The organism is Methanothrix sp. (assembly GCF_030055635.1).
Lineage (GTDB): Archaea > Halobacteriota > Methanosarcinia > Methanotrichales > Methanotrichaceae > Methanothrix_B.
Genome location: NZ_JASFYM010000010.1, coordinates 1 through 19,009, shown reverse-complemented (window position 1 = coordinate 19,009; position 19,009 = coordinate 1). Strand labels below are relative to the sequence as shown.

The 19,009-nt window shown below is 54.8% G+C and carries 18 protein-coding genes, 1 tRNA gene and 1 rRNA gene; 4 read left to right on the top strand and 16 right to left on the bottom strand.

All coding sequences use genetic code 11. From position 1 onward, the window contains the following. Window positions 1-244: 244 nt before the first annotated feature. Window positions 245-721, top strand: a complete 477-nt coding sequence (locus QFX31_RS05375; protein ID WP_348531096.1) for a hypothetical protein — start codon at window positions 245-247, stop codon at window positions 719-721. A gap of 225 nt (window positions 722-946) precedes the next feature. Here QFX31_RS05375 and QFX31_RS05370 read toward each other — a convergent pair whose 3' ends face one another. After that, window positions 947-2,218, bottom strand: coding sequence for a tripartite tricarboxylate transporter permease (locus QFX31_RS05370; RefSeq protein WP_348531095.1), 1,272 nt, complete (start codon window positions 2,216-2,218; stop codon window positions 947-949). A 370-nt stretch (window positions 2,219-2,588) separates the two neighbouring features. Between QFX31_RS05370 and QFX31_RS05365 the strand changes: the two genes are divergently transcribed. Both QFX31_RS05365 and QFX31_RS05360 read left to right on the top strand, forming a co-directional pair. Further along, window positions 2,589-4,874, top strand: a complete 2,286-nt coding sequence (locus tag QFX31_RS05365; protein WP_348531094.1) for a PAS domain S-box protein — start codon at window positions 2,589-2,591, stop codon at window positions 4,872-4,874. Window positions 4,875-4,941: 67 nt separating this feature from the next. Next, on the top strand, window positions 4,942-5,301 hold the full coding sequence (locus QFX31_RS05360; protein ID WP_348531093.1) for a cyclophilin-like fold protein: 360 nt from the start codon (window positions 4,942-4,944) through the stop codon (window positions 5,299-5,301). Window positions 5,302-5,416: 115 nt separating this feature from the next. Here the strand turns inward: QFX31_RS05360 and QFX31_RS05355 are convergent, their stop codons facing one another. From QFX31_RS05355 to eno, 10 genes are all read right to left on the bottom strand, one after another. Continuing rightward, the gene (locus tag QFX31_RS05355) at window positions 5,417-5,863 is read right to left on the bottom strand and encodes a hypothetical protein (RefSeq protein WP_348531092.1); all 447 of its coding nucleotides are present in this window, start codon (window positions 5,861-5,863) and stop codon (window positions 5,417-5,419) included. After that, the gene (gene dapB, locus QFX31_RS05350; RefSeq protein ID WP_348531091.1) at window positions 5,860-6,633 is read right to left on the bottom strand and encodes a 4-hydroxy-tetrahydrodipicolinate reductase; all 774 of its coding nucleotides are present in this window, start codon (window positions 6,631-6,633) and stop codon (window positions 5,860-5,862) included. Before dapB ends, QFX31_RS05355 begins: the two co-directional genes overlap by 4 nt. Next, entirely contained in the window at window positions 6,630-7,517 is an 888-nt protein-coding gene (dapA, locus tag QFX31_RS05345) for a 4-hydroxy-tetrahydrodipicolinate synthase (RefSeq protein ID WP_348531144.1), read from the bottom strand. Before dapA ends, dapB begins: the two co-directional genes overlap by 4 nt. After that, window positions 7,510-7,728, bottom strand: coding sequence for a 30S ribosomal protein S17e (locus QFX31_RS05340; protein ID WP_348531090.1), 219 nt, complete (start codon window positions 7,726-7,728; stop codon window positions 7,510-7,512). Before QFX31_RS05340 ends, dapA begins: the two co-directional genes overlap by 8 nt. 56 nt (window positions 7,729-7,784) lie before the next feature. Then, the gene (thiD, locus tag QFX31_RS05335) at window positions 7,785-9,137 is read right to left on the bottom strand and encodes a bifunctional hydroxymethylpyrimidine kinase/phosphomethylpyrimidine kinase (RefSeq protein WP_348531089.1); all 1,353 of its coding nucleotides are present in this window, start codon (window positions 9,135-9,137) and stop codon (window positions 7,785-7,787) included. A 9-nt stretch (window positions 9,138-9,146) separates the two neighbouring features. After that, complete coding sequence (locus tag QFX31_RS05330; RefSeq protein ID WP_348531088.1) at window positions 9,147-9,692, bottom strand: hypothetical protein; 546 nt, start codon at window positions 9,690-9,692, stop codon at window positions 9,147-9,149. A gap of 59 nt (window positions 9,693-9,751) precedes the next feature. After that, a complete protein-coding gene (locus QFX31_RS05325; RefSeq protein ID WP_348531087.1) occupies window positions 9,752-10,186 on the bottom strand; it encodes a DUF61 family protein in 435 nt (144 codons plus the stop codon). A gap of 31 nt (window positions 10,187-10,217) precedes the next feature. Beyond that, window positions 10,218-11,054, bottom strand: a complete 837-nt coding sequence (locus tag QFX31_RS05320; RefSeq protein WP_348531086.1) for an ATP-binding protein — start codon at window positions 11,052-11,054, stop codon at window positions 10,218-10,220. A 78-nt stretch (window positions 11,055-11,132) separates the two neighbouring features. Then, the gene (locus QFX31_RS05315) at window positions 11,133-11,558 is read right to left on the bottom strand and encodes an HIT family protein (RefSeq protein WP_348531085.1); all 426 of its coding nucleotides are present in this window, start codon (window positions 11,556-11,558) and stop codon (window positions 11,133-11,135) included. Between the two features lie 124 nt (window positions 11,559-11,682). Next, window positions 11,683-12,945, bottom strand: coding sequence for a phosphopyruvate hydratase (eno, locus tag QFX31_RS05310; RefSeq protein ID WP_348531084.1), 1,263 nt, complete (start codon window positions 12,943-12,945; stop codon window positions 11,683-11,685). Between the two features lie 144 nt (window positions 12,946-13,089). On the opposite strand from eno, the gene QFX31_RS05305 reads away from it, so the two are divergent. Beyond that, a complete protein-coding gene (locus tag QFX31_RS05305; protein WP_348531083.1) occupies window positions 13,090-16,701 on the top strand; it encodes a PQQ-binding-like beta-propeller repeat protein in 3,612 nt (1,203 codons plus the stop codon). A gap of 297 nt (window positions 16,702-16,998) precedes the next feature. Here the strand turns inward: QFX31_RS05305 and QFX31_RS05300 are convergent, their stop codons facing one another. The 5 genes from QFX31_RS05300 to QFX31_RS05280 form a co-directional block, all read right to left on the bottom strand. Beyond that, a complete protein-coding gene (locus tag QFX31_RS05300; protein ID WP_348531082.1) occupies window positions 16,999-17,685 on the bottom strand; it encodes a tRNA(His) guanylyltransferase Thg1 family protein in 687 nt (228 codons plus the stop codon). Between the two features lies 1 nt (window position 17,686). After that, window positions 17,687-17,965 carry a PRC-barrel domain-containing protein gene (locus QFX31_RS05295; protein ID WP_348531081.1) on the bottom strand — a complete coding sequence of 93 codons (279 nt, stop codon included), beginning with the start codon at window positions 17,963-17,965 and terminating at the stop codon, window positions 17,687-17,689. A 78-nt stretch (window positions 17,966-18,043) separates the two neighbouring features. Beyond that, complete coding sequence (locus tag QFX31_RS05290) at window positions 18,044-18,598, bottom strand: hypothetical protein (protein WP_348531080.1); 555 nt, start codon at window positions 18,596-18,598, stop codon at window positions 18,044-18,046. 87 nt (window positions 18,599-18,685) lie between these two features. Next, a 5S ribosomal RNA gene (gene rrf, locus QFX31_RS05285) occupies window positions 18,686-18,807 on the bottom strand. Window positions 18,808-18,816: 9 nt separating this feature from the next. Beyond that, a tRNA-Cys gene (locus QFX31_RS05280) sits at window positions 18,817-18,901 on the bottom strand. Between the last annotated feature and the right edge of the window lie 108 nt (window positions 18,902-19,009).

Sequence of the window (19,009 nt, the reverse complement as noted above, 5' to 3'; positions counted from 1 at the left end):
GAGATGAGACAAAAAAGATTCATCGATTCGACCCGTGATCTCAGCGCGTCTTAAACTCCGAATGGAAGTGGGGATCGGTCTGCACAAACACCTATCCAGAAAAAATTTTTATATTTGGAAAGAATAACTTTTTCATATGGATGATCTGGTGCTGAGCTATCAGATGCTGATAAAGGCGGTATACAATGCAACTGGTGCTCGCAGCTCAATATATCCAAATGATTATAGTTATATTGCCATACCCATGAGGTCTGTCAGAGCTGTGCTGAGCGCTTTCAGGCCGGAGCCACATGGCTCAGACCCATCAGGAGATATCAGCGCGCGAAGGCTCTGGTACATGTTCCGGGAGTACAACCCGAGATGCGCGTGCTCTCTCATCAGGCTGTCCTCTCCCAGGTCGATGGATATCGTGGGGGTTGTGACGCTGGAGGATGTATCATACGCCCTCCCGTCCCGCCGGCTTGGGGATGAGATAATGCGGGCGGATCTCATGCTCGACGACATCGCTGAGAGCGCTGGGAACATGTGGTGCATCGCCACGGGCTCTCCATCAGATGCAGCAGATAAGGCAAGCGCTGTGGTGCTTGAGGAGGAGGGCGGCATAGAGATGACACTGATAGAGCCGCTGACAAAGCAGATCTTCAAGAGAAGCTGGGGCGGCACGTTCGGCATGGAGGACTTGCCCGTATCGAGCATAAAGGCTTTCGCTGTCTGGTTTTAACGAAGATTTGGATGCATATCATATAAATTTTAATTTAACTGAGTTTGGTTCAGTTTTAGCTCTTGTCGTATAGTCTAGAGGCAAGCGCTGGTAACTCGACCAGCAGCAGGCTTTGCTTCTTTCTGATGGTTACTGATCCGCATAATCAAAGGGATGTGCCATCTCACAGGGCATCAATTGCTGTACGAGCAGAGCATCCATGATGCATCACACATCGCCACGATCTCATCCTGTGAGGTAGTAGACGATGAGTGGCAGCATCAGCACGCCCATAGCATGCGTTTTCCGTATTCCGGCAAGATGCGGGGCGAGGCCGATCAGCGTGGATACGAGGAATATGAAGATGCCAAACGCCCCTGTGAAGATGAAGGCGACCAGAGCAAGCGATCCGAGAACTAAGATCGAGAGCTTCCTGTAATCGATCTTCGACAGGAGAGATCCGGCGATGCAGGCGAGCCATATGGTTGTTATGTACGATACAAGCGCCACGGCTGTCGCTATTACTATCATGGCCTGAAGATGGCGCGCATCGAGATCGATGAGCTCATTTATTGCTGCGGCAGCTCCGCTTCTCGGCCTGCTTATAACAAAGAGAGCCACCAGTGAGAGCACTGCGCATGAGGTGTTGACGCCGGAGATGGATACAAGAAACTCTCTTGCAGACTGATCCTCATCCTCGACGCCCCTTCCGAGCCTTGTGAGCATTGTCGCCACTGCCGGGGATACTCCGGGGATCCAGGCGACCACAGAGCCTGCGGCTCCTCCCAGGATGATCGATCTCACCAGTGGCAGCGCTGAAAGCTCAAATCCTGTCTCCCTCTGCTCTCTCATCTCCGTGGATGAGAATATGCTGAGGATCAGAGAGGACGCGCCGAAGATCCCGCTGAGCAGCGGGAGAAGAATATCTGGCTCAAGCCCCAGAGGGGAGGAGAGAAGATCCTGGTTTTCAAAAGCAAAAATCCCCAGCAGTCCGCTCGTCAGGAAGACCGAGAGCGCAAGCGCCCGTCTCTTCATGGTTTTATATGGAGCAGGATCTGCATCCCGTTCTTTCATTATCATTATGATAGCTATGCCCAGCAGGATGAGCCCTATCCACTCCATCAGAAGATCGTAGTAGCTGCTGAATATCCACGAGAGGAGTGGTATGAGAGCGAGAGCGACCAGGACCGATCCGGCTGAGCCAATAGCAGATAAACGCACAGCCTCTATGCCCCTGCCTCTCAGCATGAGCCTGTGGCCTGGCAGCACCGCGAGCACGGTATCGGAATCAGGAGCTCCCACGAATACCGTTGGAATCGAATCCAGGAACGTCTGGGATATGCTGGCAGCCAGTATTATCACAGCCACGTGGTATGGACTCAGCCCCAGCTTCATCATCGCAGGCGACGCCCCGAGGAGCATCGCGGCGAATGTATTGACGTGCAGCCCGGGTATCAGGCCGCTGATCACGCCAAGCAGGAATCCAAATGATGCACAGAGCACAACGTAGAGGTCCATCTCGATCACACATCAGCACGGCAAATGGCAGAGCGTTTATGCTATCACATGACAGCCTGGGCGGCGAGACTCTGCGAACTGCTGCGATCTGCTGGGCAGAGACAGCAGCTCAGGTCAGCCCGCCTGCTGGATCCCACTCGATGATCCGCTATACCGTGAATATCCGGAAATGTAAATGTCTCGGTTCAGCATGTGATTTTGAGGATGAATGGTCATAGGTACTTCCAGTGCCGCAAAGCACCATGCGAGGGGATCTGTATATGCTCATAACCATCAGGAGGACCTGCATTTCCTTCATGTTATCTCTTCTCAAAATTGCCTGAACATATCAAAACTTTCTAATATGACATGCACATCAATCCTGCCAACCATGCCAGATCCGGAGATCGATCGCGAGCTGGCCTCCCAGATACTGAACTCGCTCGGCCAGGGCGTTGCCGCGTCGAGGATTGTGGATGGGCGATGGATCATCGAGTACGTGAACCCGGCCTTCGCCCAGATGCTGGGAGTTCCCGTGAGCGAGATTGTGGGGAGATCCATTGAAGATTTTCTGCATCCAGAGGACATTCCAAGACTTCTGGAGAGCAGGGCGAAGAGGCTCAATGGGATCACGAACAGCTATGAGGTGAGGCTTCTCCGAAAGGATGGCTCAACCCTTCCAGTGCTCATAACAGGTGTGCCCAGATGTGAGGGCGGAAGGGTGGTGGGCTCGATATACGTGCTGACAGATCTGAGCGACCACCATACCATTTTGAAGCAAGCGAAAAGCTCCGAGCGCATGCTGATGGATATTCTTGAGTTCATGCCGGATCCTGCATTCGGCATAGATCGAGATGGCAGGGTTATCATCTGGAACAGAGCACTTGAGGAGCTCACTGGAGTGAAGAAGGATCATATGCTTGGAAAGGGAAATTACGAGTGCGCGATCCCGTTCTACGGACGCAGAAGGCCGGTGCTTGCAGATCTTGTGATACAGGGATATGATGAGTCTCTGCAAGAAGAGTACAGAAACCTGCACCGAGATGGGGACGTGCTAACTGCGGAGGTTTTCATACCAACATTTGGGCCGGAGGGCTCGCATCTGTGGCTTAAGGCTGCGCCCATATACAGTTCAGAGGGCGAGGTCGAGGGAGCCATAGAGGTGATACGTGATATCACCGAGAATGTGAAGAAAGTGAACGCGCTGCGCCTGAGCGAGGCGCGGTACAGATCGATCGTGGAGGACATGCCGTTTCTAGTATGCCGCTTCGATCGCGATGGAGTCCTCACCTTCGTCAACGAGAACTACTGCAGGTATTTTAACCTGAAAAGGGAGGATATCATCGGCAGATCTTTCCTCGAGCTGATACCTGAGGATGAGAGGGAGGAGGTCCTGCGGAGGTTCAGAGGACTGACTCCTGAGAGGCCTTATGTGACCTATGTGCACAGGGTGAAGAAGGGGAATGAGATCAGATGGCAGCGCTGGACTGACAGGGCGATATTCGGCCAGAACGGGGAGGTTCTGGAGTACCAGTCTCTGGGAGAGGATATCACAGAAGAAAAGAGGATAGAGGATGCTCTGAGGGAGAGCGAGAACAGGTTCAGGGTGCTGGCAGAGAGCACAGCTGCAGGCATAGCGATCATGAGGGATGAGAGGTTTGTGTACGTCAACAGAGCCGGAGAGGCGATCCTGGGTTACAGTAGGAACGAGCTGATAGGGTTGCCGGTATGGATGGTGGTCCATCCAGAGGATGCAGCATGGCTCAAGAAGATGTATGAACGCAAGATGCGCGGAGAGCCGGCGCCCCCGAGATATGAGTTCAGGATAATCACGAAGAGCAGGGATGTGAGGTGGTTGGATTATGCATCCGCCACCATGGAGCTCGAGGGGGATAAGACGCTGCTTGCCACCTTCATAGATATCACAGAGAGAAGACGGGCAGAGGAGGAGCTGCGGCGGTTCAAGGACTCGCTGGAGCAGATGGTGAAGGAGAGAACAGCGGAGCTGGAGAAGAGGAACATGGAGATGGAGCGGTTTGTGTACACGGTATCCCATGACCTCAGGAGGCCGCTGATCACAATAAGCGGGCTTGCGGGCCTTGCAGAGATCGATATCGAGAAAGGGGATGTGGAAAAGGCGAGGAAGAGCCTGCAGACTATAATTAGATCTGTTGAGAGAATGGATCTGCTCCTGAGCGACATCCTGGAGCTCTCCAGGATAGGCCGTGTCATCAACCCGCCTGAGGATGTGCCTTTTGAGCTTCTAGTTAAAGATGCGATCGATCAGCTCGCTGAGGTGATCAAAAAGAGGGGTGCTGAGTTAAACGTAGCAGAGGGGATGCCCACGGTCCGCGTCGACCGCGAGAGGCTCATCGAGGCGCTGGTCAATCTGATCGACAACAGCATAAAGTATACACCAAAAGATAAGAGGCCTGTGATCGAGATATTCTACAGAGATGGTGTATTCTTTGTGAGAGATAACGGCATCGGGATACCTGAGAACCAGAGGGAGAAGGTCTTCGAGCTCTTCTACAAGGTCGATCCGAAGAGCGATGGGACCGGTGTCGGGCTGCCTATAGTCAAGAGAATCATCGAGGTCCATGGCGGGAGGATATGGGTGGAATCGGACGGATGCAGCTGGACTGCATTCTGCTTCACGCTGCCGGTGGTCTCTTGATGAATCGTGACTTTATCCCTTCCCCTGAGGGGGTCTTCTGCCGCTTTCCTATAAAGGAGGTGATCTTTTGAGGAGAATCGAGATCGATATAGAGGGTCTGGGCATAGCCATCGCGGAACTCGACAACAGGAACCCGCGAACTGCTGATGCTGTCTGGAACGCCCTGCCGATCGAGGGGAGGGCGATGCTCTGGGGCGAGGAGGTATACTTCGATACGCCTATTGAATGCGAGGATGAGAACGCATCCCCATCAGCGAACGCAGGCGATATATCCTACTGGGTGCCGGGTCATGCGATATGCATATTCTTCGGCAGGACACAGCCGTACTCTCCGGTGAACCACATTGGAAGGATTTCTGAAGGTCTTGAGGTCTTCTCGAATGTGGAAGAGGGTGACAGGATCGTGCTCAGAAGGGCGCAGAGCTGACGCAAGTTAACACATGCTTATGAAAGAGGTGTACTGGGGAGGGCAAATCAAGCAATCGAGCCGCACAACCTACAACATATTTAGAGCGGGGTTTTGGAAAGGCCAGCTTACACTCTTACAGCTCTATCCTGACCCCAAAGAGACGCTCGAACCTCTCGAGCTTTGCCCTGGCCCTGTACAGGTTCTGGCGGACGTAGGGTCTCCCCTCCTGGAATGCGATCATGTCTCTTATCTCAGCGGGTGTGAATACCACCTCCAGCCTCTCCTGCGGCACCTCGGAGACCCTGAGAGAGGTTATCGCAGGCTCATGCCTATTCACTTCATCCACCACAAGCGGCAGATCCTCTATCCAGGACCAGTCATCGCCGTAGACCATGAGCAGAGCTCTGGAGCAGGCACTGCATCTGGCTGCGACCATCCACCTGCCCGCGTGTCTGTAATACCCTAAACTCAGGAGATATCCATCGCAGGCGGTGCAGATGCCCACTCTGTTCTGCGCTCTTGAGACCGGCGATACCGTTGTATCATCCAGCACAAGATCTGGTTCTCTGAACAGTATCAACTCGAAGCCAGCACCTCTTCCATGCTGTGGATTCCCGGCGGGGCCTTGACGACCCATCTTGCAGCCCTCAGGGCACCTGTGGCGAAGGCTGACCTGCTGTGCGCCTGGTGCTTGATCTCTATCCTCTCCCCTGGACCTGCGAACAGGACGATGTGATCCCCCACAATATCGCCCGCTCTGACCGCATGCACCCCGATCTCTCTCCCTCTCTCGCACATGCCCTCTCTGCCGTAGCGGATATCCTCTATCCCCAGAGAGCGCCTGAGAATCTCAACGGTTCTCATCGCAGTCCCGCTGGGTGCGTCCTTCTTCCTGCGGTGGTGCATCTCTATGATCTCCACATCGTAATCGCTGAGCGATCTGGCTGCCATCTCCACAAGCTTCCAGAATATGTTGACTCCAAGGCTGAAGTTGGGCGAGATCACAGCAGCGATGCCTGCGCTCTTTATCGTATCCTCTATAATGGAGAACTGCTCCTCTGAGAACCCTGTGGTGCCGACGACGATAGCCACTCCGCTATCAGCAGCCGCGCGGATGTTATCCAGGGCTGCAGACGGCACCGTGAAGTCGATCAGCACATCGGGCTGAGACTCCCTGAGAACCCTGCGCACTTCCCTGGCATCTGAAACAAAGACATCTCCAAGCACAGGCTCTCCCACCCCCACGATATCGATCGCAGCCACGAGCTTCAGATCCCGGGAGCTCCTCATCTCATCGATAATGAGGGACCCCATCCGGCCCTTTGCCCCTGTCAAGGCAACGTCTATCATCTCACATCGCCCGTCAGGTCTGACATCTTTGTGAGCACATCCCTGAGCTTGGCCTCATTCTCCTCCGACATCGGAGCCAGTGGAAGCCTCAGAGGACCTGCTGCCAGCCCCATCATGCGGTATGCGGTCTTTACAGGTATCGGGTTCGTCTCGAGAAACATCGCACGCACGAGTGGCGCAAGCCGGTAGTGAAGCTCCCGCGCCCTTTTGATATCTCCATTCAGGAAGGCGTCCACCATCTCCACGGTGGCACGCGGGGCGACATTGGCGACCACAGAGACGACACCGGTTGCCCCGAGCGCCAGCATCGGCAGCGTGAGGTCATCATCTCCGGATAGAACCGAGAAGTTCCTGCCCGCTGTGAGCTCTATTATCCTCGATACCTGCGTCAGGCTCCCGCTCGCCTCCTTCACAGCAACGATGTTGCTGATCTCCGCGAGCCTTGCCACAACCTCGGGACGGAGCTCGACACCAGTTCTCTTTGGAACGTTGTAAAGAACAATGGGAATGTCAGCGGATTCCGCAACCCTCCTGAAGTGCTCAAACAGACCCCTGTCGTTCGGACGATTGTAGTAGGGTGTTATGAGAAGAGCAGCATCTGCCCCGGCATCGGCAGCATGCCTTGTCAGATCTATCGCCTCTGATGTGTTGTTGGAGCCAGTCCCTGCCACGACCGGCACCTGTGAGCACTCGATCACTATCTCGACGACCCTCTTGTGCTCCTCGTGGCTCAGCGTCGCGGACTCACCGGTGGTGCCGCACGGGACTATGCCGGAGATGCCGGTCCTTGAGAGAATCTCGACGTTTCTTCGCAGGCCATCCTCGTCCAGAGATCCATCGTCCTTGAAGGGGGTTATTATCGCGGGAAATACCCCTCTAAACATTGGACTCAACCTCTGATCTCAGGGTCGCCCTCTGCTCCAGTATCCTGGTGATGTATCCTGCTATCCTGTTCCTTATCGCCTTGTTCTGCACGTTCGTGTAGGCTGAGACCTTCTCCTTGTTCATCTCAAAATCAGTGGTGAACTCTCCCTCGTATGTGCTCATGAGCTTCTTCGCAAAGTTTTTAATATAGCTCGGCTTTACGCATCCCATCCAACTCACTCCAGACAGCGGTCCTCTCCTACTATGAGCCATCGATTTATATCTTCCTATCGTTTTCCGACCGCTCTCGAGAGCATGATCGCCACGGTGGCCACGGAGACGGCATCTCTGCCAAGAATGCGTATCATCGGCTCCTTTCCCATTCCACCGGAGTCCCAGATGATATCAGGCACTGCTCCCAGCCGCTCTATCGCTCTCGCTGTCCCCCAGCTCATCGTGCTCTCTCCCGGCGGCTCCTCGCATCTGTCAAAGCTCGATATCCTGAGGCCCATGCACGCTGCCTCTGAGAGAACATACTCATCCAGTTTGATGTTCATGGCAGCTCTGATCCCGGGATCGAAGCGCATCGCCGCGAGCACGATCCGCGCGATGTGCCTGCTCGCGCCGAACCTCATGCACCCGGAGACGTGCGCCCTCCTGCCGGCTCTCACGATCCTGCCCTCCACTGCAGCGACATCCATCTCCGAGCGAGCCCCATGTATAGCCATCCCGATGTTCGACCCGACCTCGGGGATGAGATCGACGAACATCCTCTCCTCTGCGAGCATGGATACCGCCTGATCCAGAGAGGACAAAACGCGAAACCTCTCCGCGTCCTCCCTCAAACCCGCGGTCTGGTCCACAGGTGCTGTTCCTCGGCCGACTTGCCTGCTCCCCTCGATCGAGCGCGCTGCGAACTCCTGCGCCTGTCTTGCAGCCTCCTGCAGACTCATGCCCGCTGAGAGGTACGCTGTCAGCGCAGCTGAATATGTGCAGCCAACACCGTGGTTGCCGCCCGATCTCCGCCTGCCGGATATGCATGCGGCTCCGTCTTTTGTGACAAGAATATCCACACACTCGCCAGCCGGCAGCCCTGCGGTTCTGCACTCGAGGTGGCCGCCGGTTATCACAACAGCCCTGGCGCCCATGTCAATGATCCTCAGGGCAGCCGCTCTTGCACTTTCAAGATCACTAACCTTCACGCCTGTGATCGCCTCTGCCTCGAAGATGTTCGGCGTGACCACAGATGCCAAGGGTATCAGCTTCTCTATGAGTGCGGGAAGGGCGCCATCTGCGATGAGCGATCCGCCGGCCTCCGCCGCCATCACAGGATCCACCACCACGGAGCAGTCCAGCGCATTCAGCCTCTCCGCGACCAGGGAGATCGCGTCAGGCGAGAAGAGCATCCCTGTCTTCGCCCAGAGGATATCGAAGTCATCAGCGACAGCATCCAGCTGTGATGCTATCATCTCTGCCGGTACTGGAAATACATCGCGAACGCCCAGTGTGTTCTGAGCGGTCACAGCAGTGATAACACTCAAACCATGGATCCCCAGCGCTGCGAAGGTCTTCAGATCGGCCTGGATACCGGCCCCTCCACCTGAGTCGGAGCCGCCTACTGTGAGAACAGATCTCTCCATCTTGCCAGATTAACGTCTCCGCTCCACCGCGCGTATCACATCTTCAGGCAGGCCGTACTTCCTCGCGAGCTTTATCGCCTTGGAGTACATCCCCGAGCTCACGTACATATCGAAAGCTGCCTGCGCAGCCTCCATCCTGAGCGTTATCGGGAGATCAAACTCCTCTGCGATCTTGGCGGCATTCTTCAAAAGCCCGAAGTCCATGCTCTTCCTGAAAGCCCTGGATGCCGCGTCCTGCACCATGTTCTTTGGAAGATCGAACTCCTTTGCGCACTTCGCAGCGGCCTTGTACTGCTCGCTGTCCATCTTCCTCTGAAACGATCTCGCCGCAGCCTCCTTGACGATCTTGGGATCGAGGCCGTACGTCTTGCCGAGCTCGGCCGCCACAGAGTACTCGCCGAGCTCTATGTTCTTCCTGAAGGCCGCCTCGACTGCATCCTGGAGCAGATCGTTCGGCAGAGAGTACTGCTCCTTGATCCTGGCAGCCTCCTTGTAGCCACCACGAGCCATGCTCTCCTTGAAGAGCCTAAGGGCCTCCTCGAAAGACTCAGCCATATGTCACCTCTTGTTAGGATATTCGCGTAATGAGTATAAAAAACATGTTGGATCCTGGCTCAGAGCGAATCCTCTCTCAGAGATGTCACGAACGCGTACTGCGTTGTTGTGGGCAGCTTCCGCCTCAGCTCCCTCACATCCGGCAGGTATATGACCATGCTCCTGCTGCCGATATCCCCGCGCTTGAGGTTGAGTATCTTCGAGACCGCCTCTATCTCAGCCTCGCCCTGTATCCTTGCTGATCCGCTTCCCAGCTCCGGGGACATCTCTATGAGAATTGGAAGCCTGATTCGCGACCACATGAATCTGGGGATGGAGTTGGAGATGAGATCGAGCTCGGGCCTGTCCATCACATAGAATGTGTTGTCCTTGCCCTTTATCCCCGGCTTCTCCTCATCCAGGAGTTCTGCCAGCGTCTTCCTCTTCGGAGGTAGATGCTGGTTCATCGTCTGGATCGTCTTGATCAGTATCTTCCTGTCTGCCTGCGTGTACATTTCCTTCCAATCTCTCACATGATACTTTATATTACTTGTCCTCTTTTCTGCCCTTCGTGGCTTTGTTTCGTATCTGGAGCACCCGCTCGTTCAGCGACTCCGCGAGCTTCTGATCGAGAGTGCCTGAGTAGAGGTCGATTCTGGCTGCAATGGCGAGCTTCGCCGCTAGCGCCCTCGCGATCCTGCCCCGCAGCCTCTTCGGGGATGACTGGATCAGCGGATGCCTGAATATGAGCCCGTGCTTCGGCGATGGTGCCTTACCTCTGAGGTGCCGGAAGAGGGCCCTCTCAGCGCCGATGACCTGCATCGTGGATGCCGGAAGTCTCGCAAGCCTCTCAAGGCCGCCAGCCCTCGAGATCAGCCTGGCAGCCAGCACCGGCCCCAGGATCGAGGAGAGGTTCGGGGCCAGCTCCTTTGCTCTGCTTTCGAGAAGCCCCTCCATATCCTTTCTGGCTCTGATCAGCTCCAGCAGGGATCTCGCCACGACGCCGATTCCCTCCCTCTCAGAGAGAGCTCTCGCCAGCTCCTCACCCCTGCACCTCATGCCGTAAAAGAGAGACCACTCGTACAGGCGCTCCTCGAGAAGGTTTATCGCAACATTCAGATCATCCAGAGACTCAACCATCTGCAGGAGATCTGATTCTGGGGTGCACATGCTCTCTAGCTGGCGCTTGACGAGAGCGATCGCGACGTCCCTGAGGCGCTGGTTGTACTCTCTGTCATCGCTCACAAAGCCCAGCTCGATAGCAGCAGCCCGTATGTCGATCTGCGGCTCTGATGATGGTTTCCCAGGGGAGAGAAGGCGCTCAACGCTCTCCTCCTTGCTGTAAACCCTCCTTTCAGATATATTCCCGCACCAGATATCCATTGTGACCCCCTGAAGCACACCATCCAGGTGACTTCCTCTCCGGCCTGAAGAGCGGAGCTTGCGCCCTGTTACTCTATATCACACGTTTCTCAGGGTCTCGGCAGTCTCCTTCAGCTCATTCCTTAGCGATGCCAGGATGGCCGATGACTCCTGGAATCCTTCAAGGGCGTTGAAGAACCTGTCGACTGGATCACCCTTGTATGTTGGAACGAGAAATATGTGCGTGTGCGGTATCCTCCTCCCCCTTGCATACATCGCCACAAAATCCGGCCCGAAGGCTCTTTTGATCCTCTCAGATACCGAGCGTGCGAGCCTGAAGAGGCTTGAGACCTCCTGCTCGTCAAGATCATGCCACCACGGGACATGACGCTTCGGTATCACCAGACAGTGCCCTCTGGCGAGCGGGTTGATGTCCAGTATCGCCATGGAGAGCTCGTCCTCATCTATAATATGAGCCGGCTCCTCTCCACTGACGATTCTGCAAAAGACACAGCTCTCGGTCATTATTTCACGGTGAGATTTTAAGAAAAAGTGGTATAAAAATCTTCTAACCCTCCGGCCGGGTGACCTCCTCTCCCGACCTGAGGACCGGAGGTTGCGCCATGCTGCTATCTACCACAGATATATCTCAGCTCCATCTCCTCCTGCCGGCGTAGCTGGATGAGCTGCCGAGCGCCTCCTGGATTCTCAGGAGCTGGTTGTACTTCGCGTTCCGCTCGCTCCTTGCCGGGGCTCCTGTCTTTATGAGCTCAGCGCCTATCGCCACAGATACATCTGCGAGGGCGCTGTCCTCTGTCTCAGCCGATCTGTGGCTCACCATCACCTTGAAGCTGTTCCTGTATGCGAGCGTGGCTGCATCAAACGCCTCGGAGACCGTGCCGATCTGGTTGAGCTTGAGGAGAAGAGCGTTCGTGGATCTCATCCTTATGCCCTTCTCGATCCTCGCCATGTTCGTCACGTAGATATCATCGCCCACTATTATCGTGTCTGGAAGTTTCTTCGTCAGCTCTGCGAAGTCCTCGAAGGCGTTCTCCTCGAACGGGTCCTCTATGAGCACGATCGGATATGTCCTCACCAGATCCACGTAGAGATCTATCAGCTCCCCTGGCGAGAGCCTGTTATCATCTATGGAATAGCCTCCGTCCAGGTAAAAGCTGGAGGCCGCAGAATCTATCCCGAGCTTGATCTCCTCTGTGTACCCTGTGACGTCCAGCGCGGCCATTATCGCATCGAGCGCGTCTCTGGTCTTCGATATCGGAGGAGCGTATCCGCCCTCGAATCCGACGTTTGTTGCGACATTGCCGTATTTCCCCCTGAGGATCCTTCCCAGGGCGTGGTACGTCTCTGCTGCCATCCTCAGCGCCTCGCTGAAGCTCTCCGCGCCCCACGGCTCTATCATGAACTCCTGTATGGAGAGATCGTTTCCTGCATGCTTCCCACCGTTGAGCACGTTCAGTGACGGCACAGGCAGCCTCGTGGCCGAGACGCCGCCCAGGTATCTGTAGAGCGGAATTCCAAGAGAGCTAGCAGCGGCTTTTGCTACCGCCAATGAGACCCCGAGTATCGCGTTAGCGCCCAGATTCGACTTGTTCGGTGTACCATCCAACTCAATCATGATCTGATCGATACCCCTCTGATCGATCACATCCAGCCCGATGAGCTTGGGCGCGATGACCTCATTGACGTTCCTGACAGCTTTCAGCACGCCCTTTCCATCATACCTGTCTCCACCATCCCTCAGCTCCAGCGCCTCGTATGTGCCTGTGGATGCTCCTGACGGCACCGCTGCTCTTCCGAACCCGCAGCATGTCCAGACATCAACCTCCACAGTGGGATTACCGCGAGAGTCCAGTATCTCCCTCGCATGGATCTTCTCGATCTCCAGTGACATAAATTACCACGGGCAGGAGTCTGCGCGGGAGTTATTTAAGTCTGATGTGAGATTAGTACTAGAACGATTAACGACAGATGTCGAGATAGGTTCATGTAGTTGTACGGAAAATGAACTGATCGCCTGTGGAATGAGGAATGCAAGATGATATGCAGAACGATAGCTCTCATCATTTTCATCACAACCGTGTTCACGGCATCCGGTGCAGATCTTGGAAAGGATCGCCCGATTGCTGTTTATACGGGATCAGAGCAGGAGCAGCCTGATATCGACGGACACATAGTGGTATGGGCAGACGGCAGGAGCGGGAACTTCGATATCTTCATGTACGACCTCGAGATAGGCGCTGAGCGATGGGTCTGCATCGATCCATTCATACAGATCAATCCCGCTGTATCCGGCTACAGAATAGTGTGGCAGGATATGCGAAGCGGCAACGCCGACATATACCTCTACGATGTGAAGAACAGAGTCGAGCAGATCGTCTGCGGTGATAACGGCAACCAGACAGATCCAGATATCGATGGCGATGTGGTGGTATGGAGCGACGACAGGGATGGCGACTGGAACATATACCTCAAGGATCTCTCGACGAACCAGCAGAAGCGTGTGACATCGGCTCAGAAGGACCAGATCACCCCGAAGGTGAGCGGCAGCCGGGTGGTCTGGGCAGATGAGAGGAGCGGCAGCTTCGACATCTACATGTACGATATCAAAAGCGGATCTGAGAAGGCGATCTGCACAGCATCTGGCGACCAGACGCTTCCCGCGATCGATGGGGATATAATCGCATGGGCCGACAACAGATCAGGCGAGATGGATGTCGCTTTCTTTGATCTATCGTCAGGGAGGGAGACCGTCCTGGCGCGCCCAGGAATCCAGACAGCACCATCTGTCTGGGGGAGAAACATCACCTGGCAGAACAACGGGACGGAGATAGTTCTCTACAATGTTGACACTGGCGAGGAGGCAACGCTGATCCGCGGTCCCATTGTGATGGAGCCGGCGATCAGCGAGAGAGGTGTTGTGTGGACCGACTACAGGCAGGGGATCCAGGATCCGGATATCTACATGTGGGATAGAACTATACTGCCGGATCTGCCTGTGACTCAGGGAATGTACAATCACACAAATCCTGCGATCTTCAGCGACAGGGTTGTGTGGACGGATGACAGGACAGGGCGGTACCAGGTTTACATGATGAACCTCACGACCGGAGAGGAGATCAGGATCACAAATGACGATATCGACCACAGCAGCCCCGATATCTCCGGGGATTATGTGATATACACAGACATGAGAAACGGAAACCTGGATGTGTTTCTGTATGATCTCCGGGCAGGGAAGGAGCGGCAGCTCTCCAAAGACCCATCTGATCAGAGATACCCGATGATCGACGGCAGGTACGTGGTGTGGATGGATAACAGAACTGGCAGCGATCAGATCTACGTCTATGACATACTCCAGGGATCCGAGAGACAGATAACGACACAGCAGCAAGCACAGCTGTTATCTCCCGTGATATCAGGCGACAGGATCGTGTGGGCTGACAGGCGGTCAGGGAAATGGGATATCTACATGTACAACCTGACGACCGGCAGGGAGACACCGATATGCACAAACCTTGCCAACCAGGTACAGCCATGGATTCACGGGGATACGATAGTGTGGGCTGATGGAAGGAACGCTCCGAATGCGAGCATCAGGAACTGGGACATCTACTCGTACAACCTGACGACCGGCAGGGAGACACCGATATGCACAAACGGCTACAACCAGGGAGCGCCCTGTGTCTACGGAAGGTATGTTGCATGGCTTGATGAGAGGGGCGGAGCGGCCGACATTTACCTCTACGACCTTGAGAAGGGCATAGAGGTGCCGGTCTCGACGCTGCCGATGTATCAGACGCCTAGCGACGGCAAGGGAGATCCCTACAGGGTGAAGCCCATAGCGTCAAGCAAGATCCTCAGCGATAAATACATCGTCTGGACTGATGACAGCTCTGGAAGGCCTCAGATAAGGGCGAGATCACCGCTCTGGGAGCCACTTCTGTGGCTGAGCACCGATTTCCCATCAACAAATGGCAGTCTTATGGTGTGGTCGGATAACAGGCGCGGCGACTGGGACATATACGGCTTTGATTTCTTCACGAGATCCGAGATTCCAATAGTCAGAGCGGACGGCGATCAGCTGTACCCGAGGGCCTCCGGCCAGAATGTCGTCTGGTCGGATTACCGCTCAGGCAGCTCAGATGTGTACATGATCAACCTGACAACAGGAGCTGTTACAGCTGTTGCGACCGGCCCTGGCGATCAGGTGTGGGCAGATATCTCCGGGAACAGAATCGTCTGGATGGATAACTCCTCAAGGGAGTGGGATGTTGTGCTCTACAACATCTCCGATGGCAGTACAGAACCGCTGCGCAGGCAGGGCAATCAGATGTACCCGAAGATCTCGGGGAGCCTGATCGTCTGGCAGGATGACAGAAACGGCAACTGGGATATATACGTATACGATCTGAGGACGGGCAACGAGACGAAGCTCACAGGCGATGGGGACCAGGTCTTCCCTGACGTCTCTGGAAACACGATCGTCTGGGAGGATCGGGCCACCGGCGACATAGCCTACTACGTATACGACAAGAAGTGGAGCAAGAGGTATCCGAGGCCTGGAATGCAGACATCTCCAGCGGTCTCAGGGAAGTACATAGCATACGTAGATGAGGATGGGTCCCTCCGCAGGCTGGATATAACGACGTGGAAGGACGATCTGATCGCATCAGGGCCAGGACAGATGAAGCCGGACATGGATCAGAAGCTGGTGTGGCTGGACGCGCCGAGGGGCAAACCGAGATACGAGAGCCTCGGGGGGCAGATAAGCGTTGTGTGCAGAGCTCCGGGTGAGCAGAGCATGCCCGCTGTGAGCGGCAACTTCGTTGTCTGGATGGACAACCGCACAGGTAACCCTGACATCTACGTCTACGATCTCTTCAGGAACGTTGAGATCCCCCTGGCTGGAGGCCCGCTCTACGATATGTACCCTGACATAAGAGGAACTGTGATAGCATGGGTCGGCCAGAACCCGCAGCACAACAACTGGGCGGTCAGAACATTCGATGTGATAACAGCTAACAGATCACAGCTCACAGGTGCTGAGTTCTTCACTCCCTCACCTATATCGATCGGAGATAAGTATCTCGTCTGGCAGGACCTCTCTTTCGCTGGCTGGAGGCTCTACAAGAAGCTTGTCTATGGAGGCACAGAGCCTGTGGAGGCGATACCTCCGAGCGGAACAAACCCGAGAAGCGCAGGAGAGATCGCTGTCTATCAGGATAACAAGGACGGAAACTGGAACGTCTACATCTGGAAGGGACAGCAGAAGAGCCCTGTGACGACAGATCCGGCAGATCAGATCAACCCTGCTACGGATGGATACATCGTAGTGTACCAGGACAACAGGAACGGCAACTGGGACATATACGCCTTCGACACGAACAACAGCAAGGAGATCAGGATAACATCTGATCCGGGCGATCAGACGAATCCAGATATCGAGAGCGGCGTGATCGTCTGGCAGGATAAGAGGAATGGTGACTGGGATATCTACGCGTTCGATCTCTCCACGGGCAAGGAAATCCCGATATGCATAGCGCCTGGAGATCAGACTAAGCCGCGCATAGGTAGCAGGAAGATCGTATGGGAGGACAGCAGGAGCGGAGATAAGGACATCTACATCTACGACAGCTACTCGCCATGAGCGCGCTCATGGCGAGCGTATTTTATCCGGGTGTGGCGCATCCATGTGAATTAGCGGTTGGTGAGAATGACGAAAAAGGAAGCTACAAAGATACCGAAAATCCGGTTCAGTCCAATAATTCGCGGAGATGAGCCTCCGGGTGTTTTCACCATCTCTCATGCTGGCGCCCCCTCAGAGGAAACAACTCTGTTAAGCCCAACCGGGGCAATGCCTCCGCCTCTTTCTGCAAGGTTGCCGATTCGCCAAATCACCGGCGTGAGCATTCTGCATTTGTACGAAGGCGACTCATTTTTAGGGTCATTGCTCCTCTGGAGACAGTATCTCCTCCAGGAGTCTGCGCCCGTCCTCGGTGGTGAAGAGCGGGAGTTCCCAGTCCTCGACGATGCCTGAGCTCGATCTGTATATCATGACCCCTCGCCTTTCCCAGGCTGGGGTCCTGGCGAGATTCACGCCGCGCTGAAAGAGCATCTCATGTATATCGCTCTCCCTCATGTTGCGGAGGGTCTCCATAGCATCAGCATGGCTCTTACCTTCACCGACAAGAGCGTAGAAGCCGTAGGAGAATACGTGGTTCCGCCATGCTTCGGCCTGGGATTCCTGAAGATAGCACAGTATCTCATCCCTGCAGACAGGTATCACCCTTGCGTCCATCGAGACAATTCTGCCGAGGGATATGGAGAGCGATGATGAGATGTATGATGCTGTGACAGAGTCGAGCTTCTCAAGCCTCCCCCTGAATGGCTCATCCAGAAAGAGAAGGTTGACCTCATCTGAGAATGTGTATGTGAGGATCGGAGCAAGGCCGGAGCTCTCCATGAACAACCTTGCAGCGGAGACGATCGATCGTGCAAATCCAAGGTCATAAGGCTTGCTGAAATCCCTGAGCATCCTCCCGAACCCGCGGCCGTCAACGCGGACGAAAAAAGGGGAACGAACGCGAAGCTCTGAGAATATCGCCCCGTTCCTGCAGCCTGTTCTGGTCATGCTACTCTCTGGGAGGTGCATCTTTATTCGCGACGGCCCTCTTTGTGTGCCTCATTATGATTATATCTCCCACCGCGGTGATCCATCTGAACGGCACTATGATTCCCCTGCCCTTGAGATCGAAGAGCTCTCTGTTTAGGGATCCGACAGCTATGCCGCTCAGGGTGCCGTTCTCAGCATCCAGAACAGCGTCCTCCACCTTGCCAACAAATACGCCACGATCTGTGTAGACCTCCAGGCCCAGTATCGATGAGATCTCTGCATCCATGCAGATCGCCATTGTTATCTACATTATGTATAATATAAAGATTGCATTGAGAGTGGTCGACGAACGAGGGAAATTATTGTGTGTATACAATCACACCGCCACTGCAATATCCAGAACAGGAAAGACCTTCCTCGCGTATCTCTTCAGCTCATCCTCGCATTCATCCCAGGAAACGTCGACACGCAGATCGCGCATGATCCCATCGAGCTGCAATTTGACCTCATCCCATGTGTATTTTTTCTCGGACCTGCAGAGGTAGGTCAAAAGGAAAAGCGTGGGGATGAATATCTCCCTGAACTCCTCTCTCACGAACCTCATGAAGCGCTCGTTCGGGTCCCTGTACCTGTAGCTCTTCAGCTCCTCAAGTATCTTATACTGCGACTCGCATGGATCCATGTATGGATCTGTGAGCCTGGATCCTGATATCTCGCTCAGCTTGTCGTATATCTCAGACATGAGCCTGTCCACATACGATTTATCGTACCTGCTATCTCTGATCTCTGCGATCAGTTTGTAGGCAACTAGCCTGCATCTCAGAAGCTGTATCCTGGCCTCCTCTATGGGGAGGTTTCTGTGGATACGGCGCAGGTGCTCCTCAAGATGCACAAGCCTCGTGCGCGGGTCGAATTTCACAAAGCCGGACATCAAAATCAGAGTAAATCTGGCTTTATGAGTGATAACCTTTCCGCATCGAAAATAATCGAAGAGAGCAATTCAAAGTATTTTAGTGAGAGTTGGCAGCGACCTGCATTTCCCGAGGGCTCGCGCACCTCAGTACAGTGCAGGACGTGGGCGGGCTTATCTTCTGAGTTCGGGATGGGTTCAGGAGTTTCCCCGCCGCTATGGCCGCCGCTCTCTTATGAAGCCAAGGTCCGGATTCGAACCGGAGTGGTAATGCTATCCGCTATGGTTCTGCAGGCATTTGCGTAGCCTCTCCGCCACCTTGGCGCTTGTGTATGCGCTTTACAGATCCAGAATTCGCCTGAGATCAGCGGGACGGCTGCTCGGGCGGTTAGTGGTCGCGGGCTGAGCACCTCGTTGCCTTGGTGCGTACAC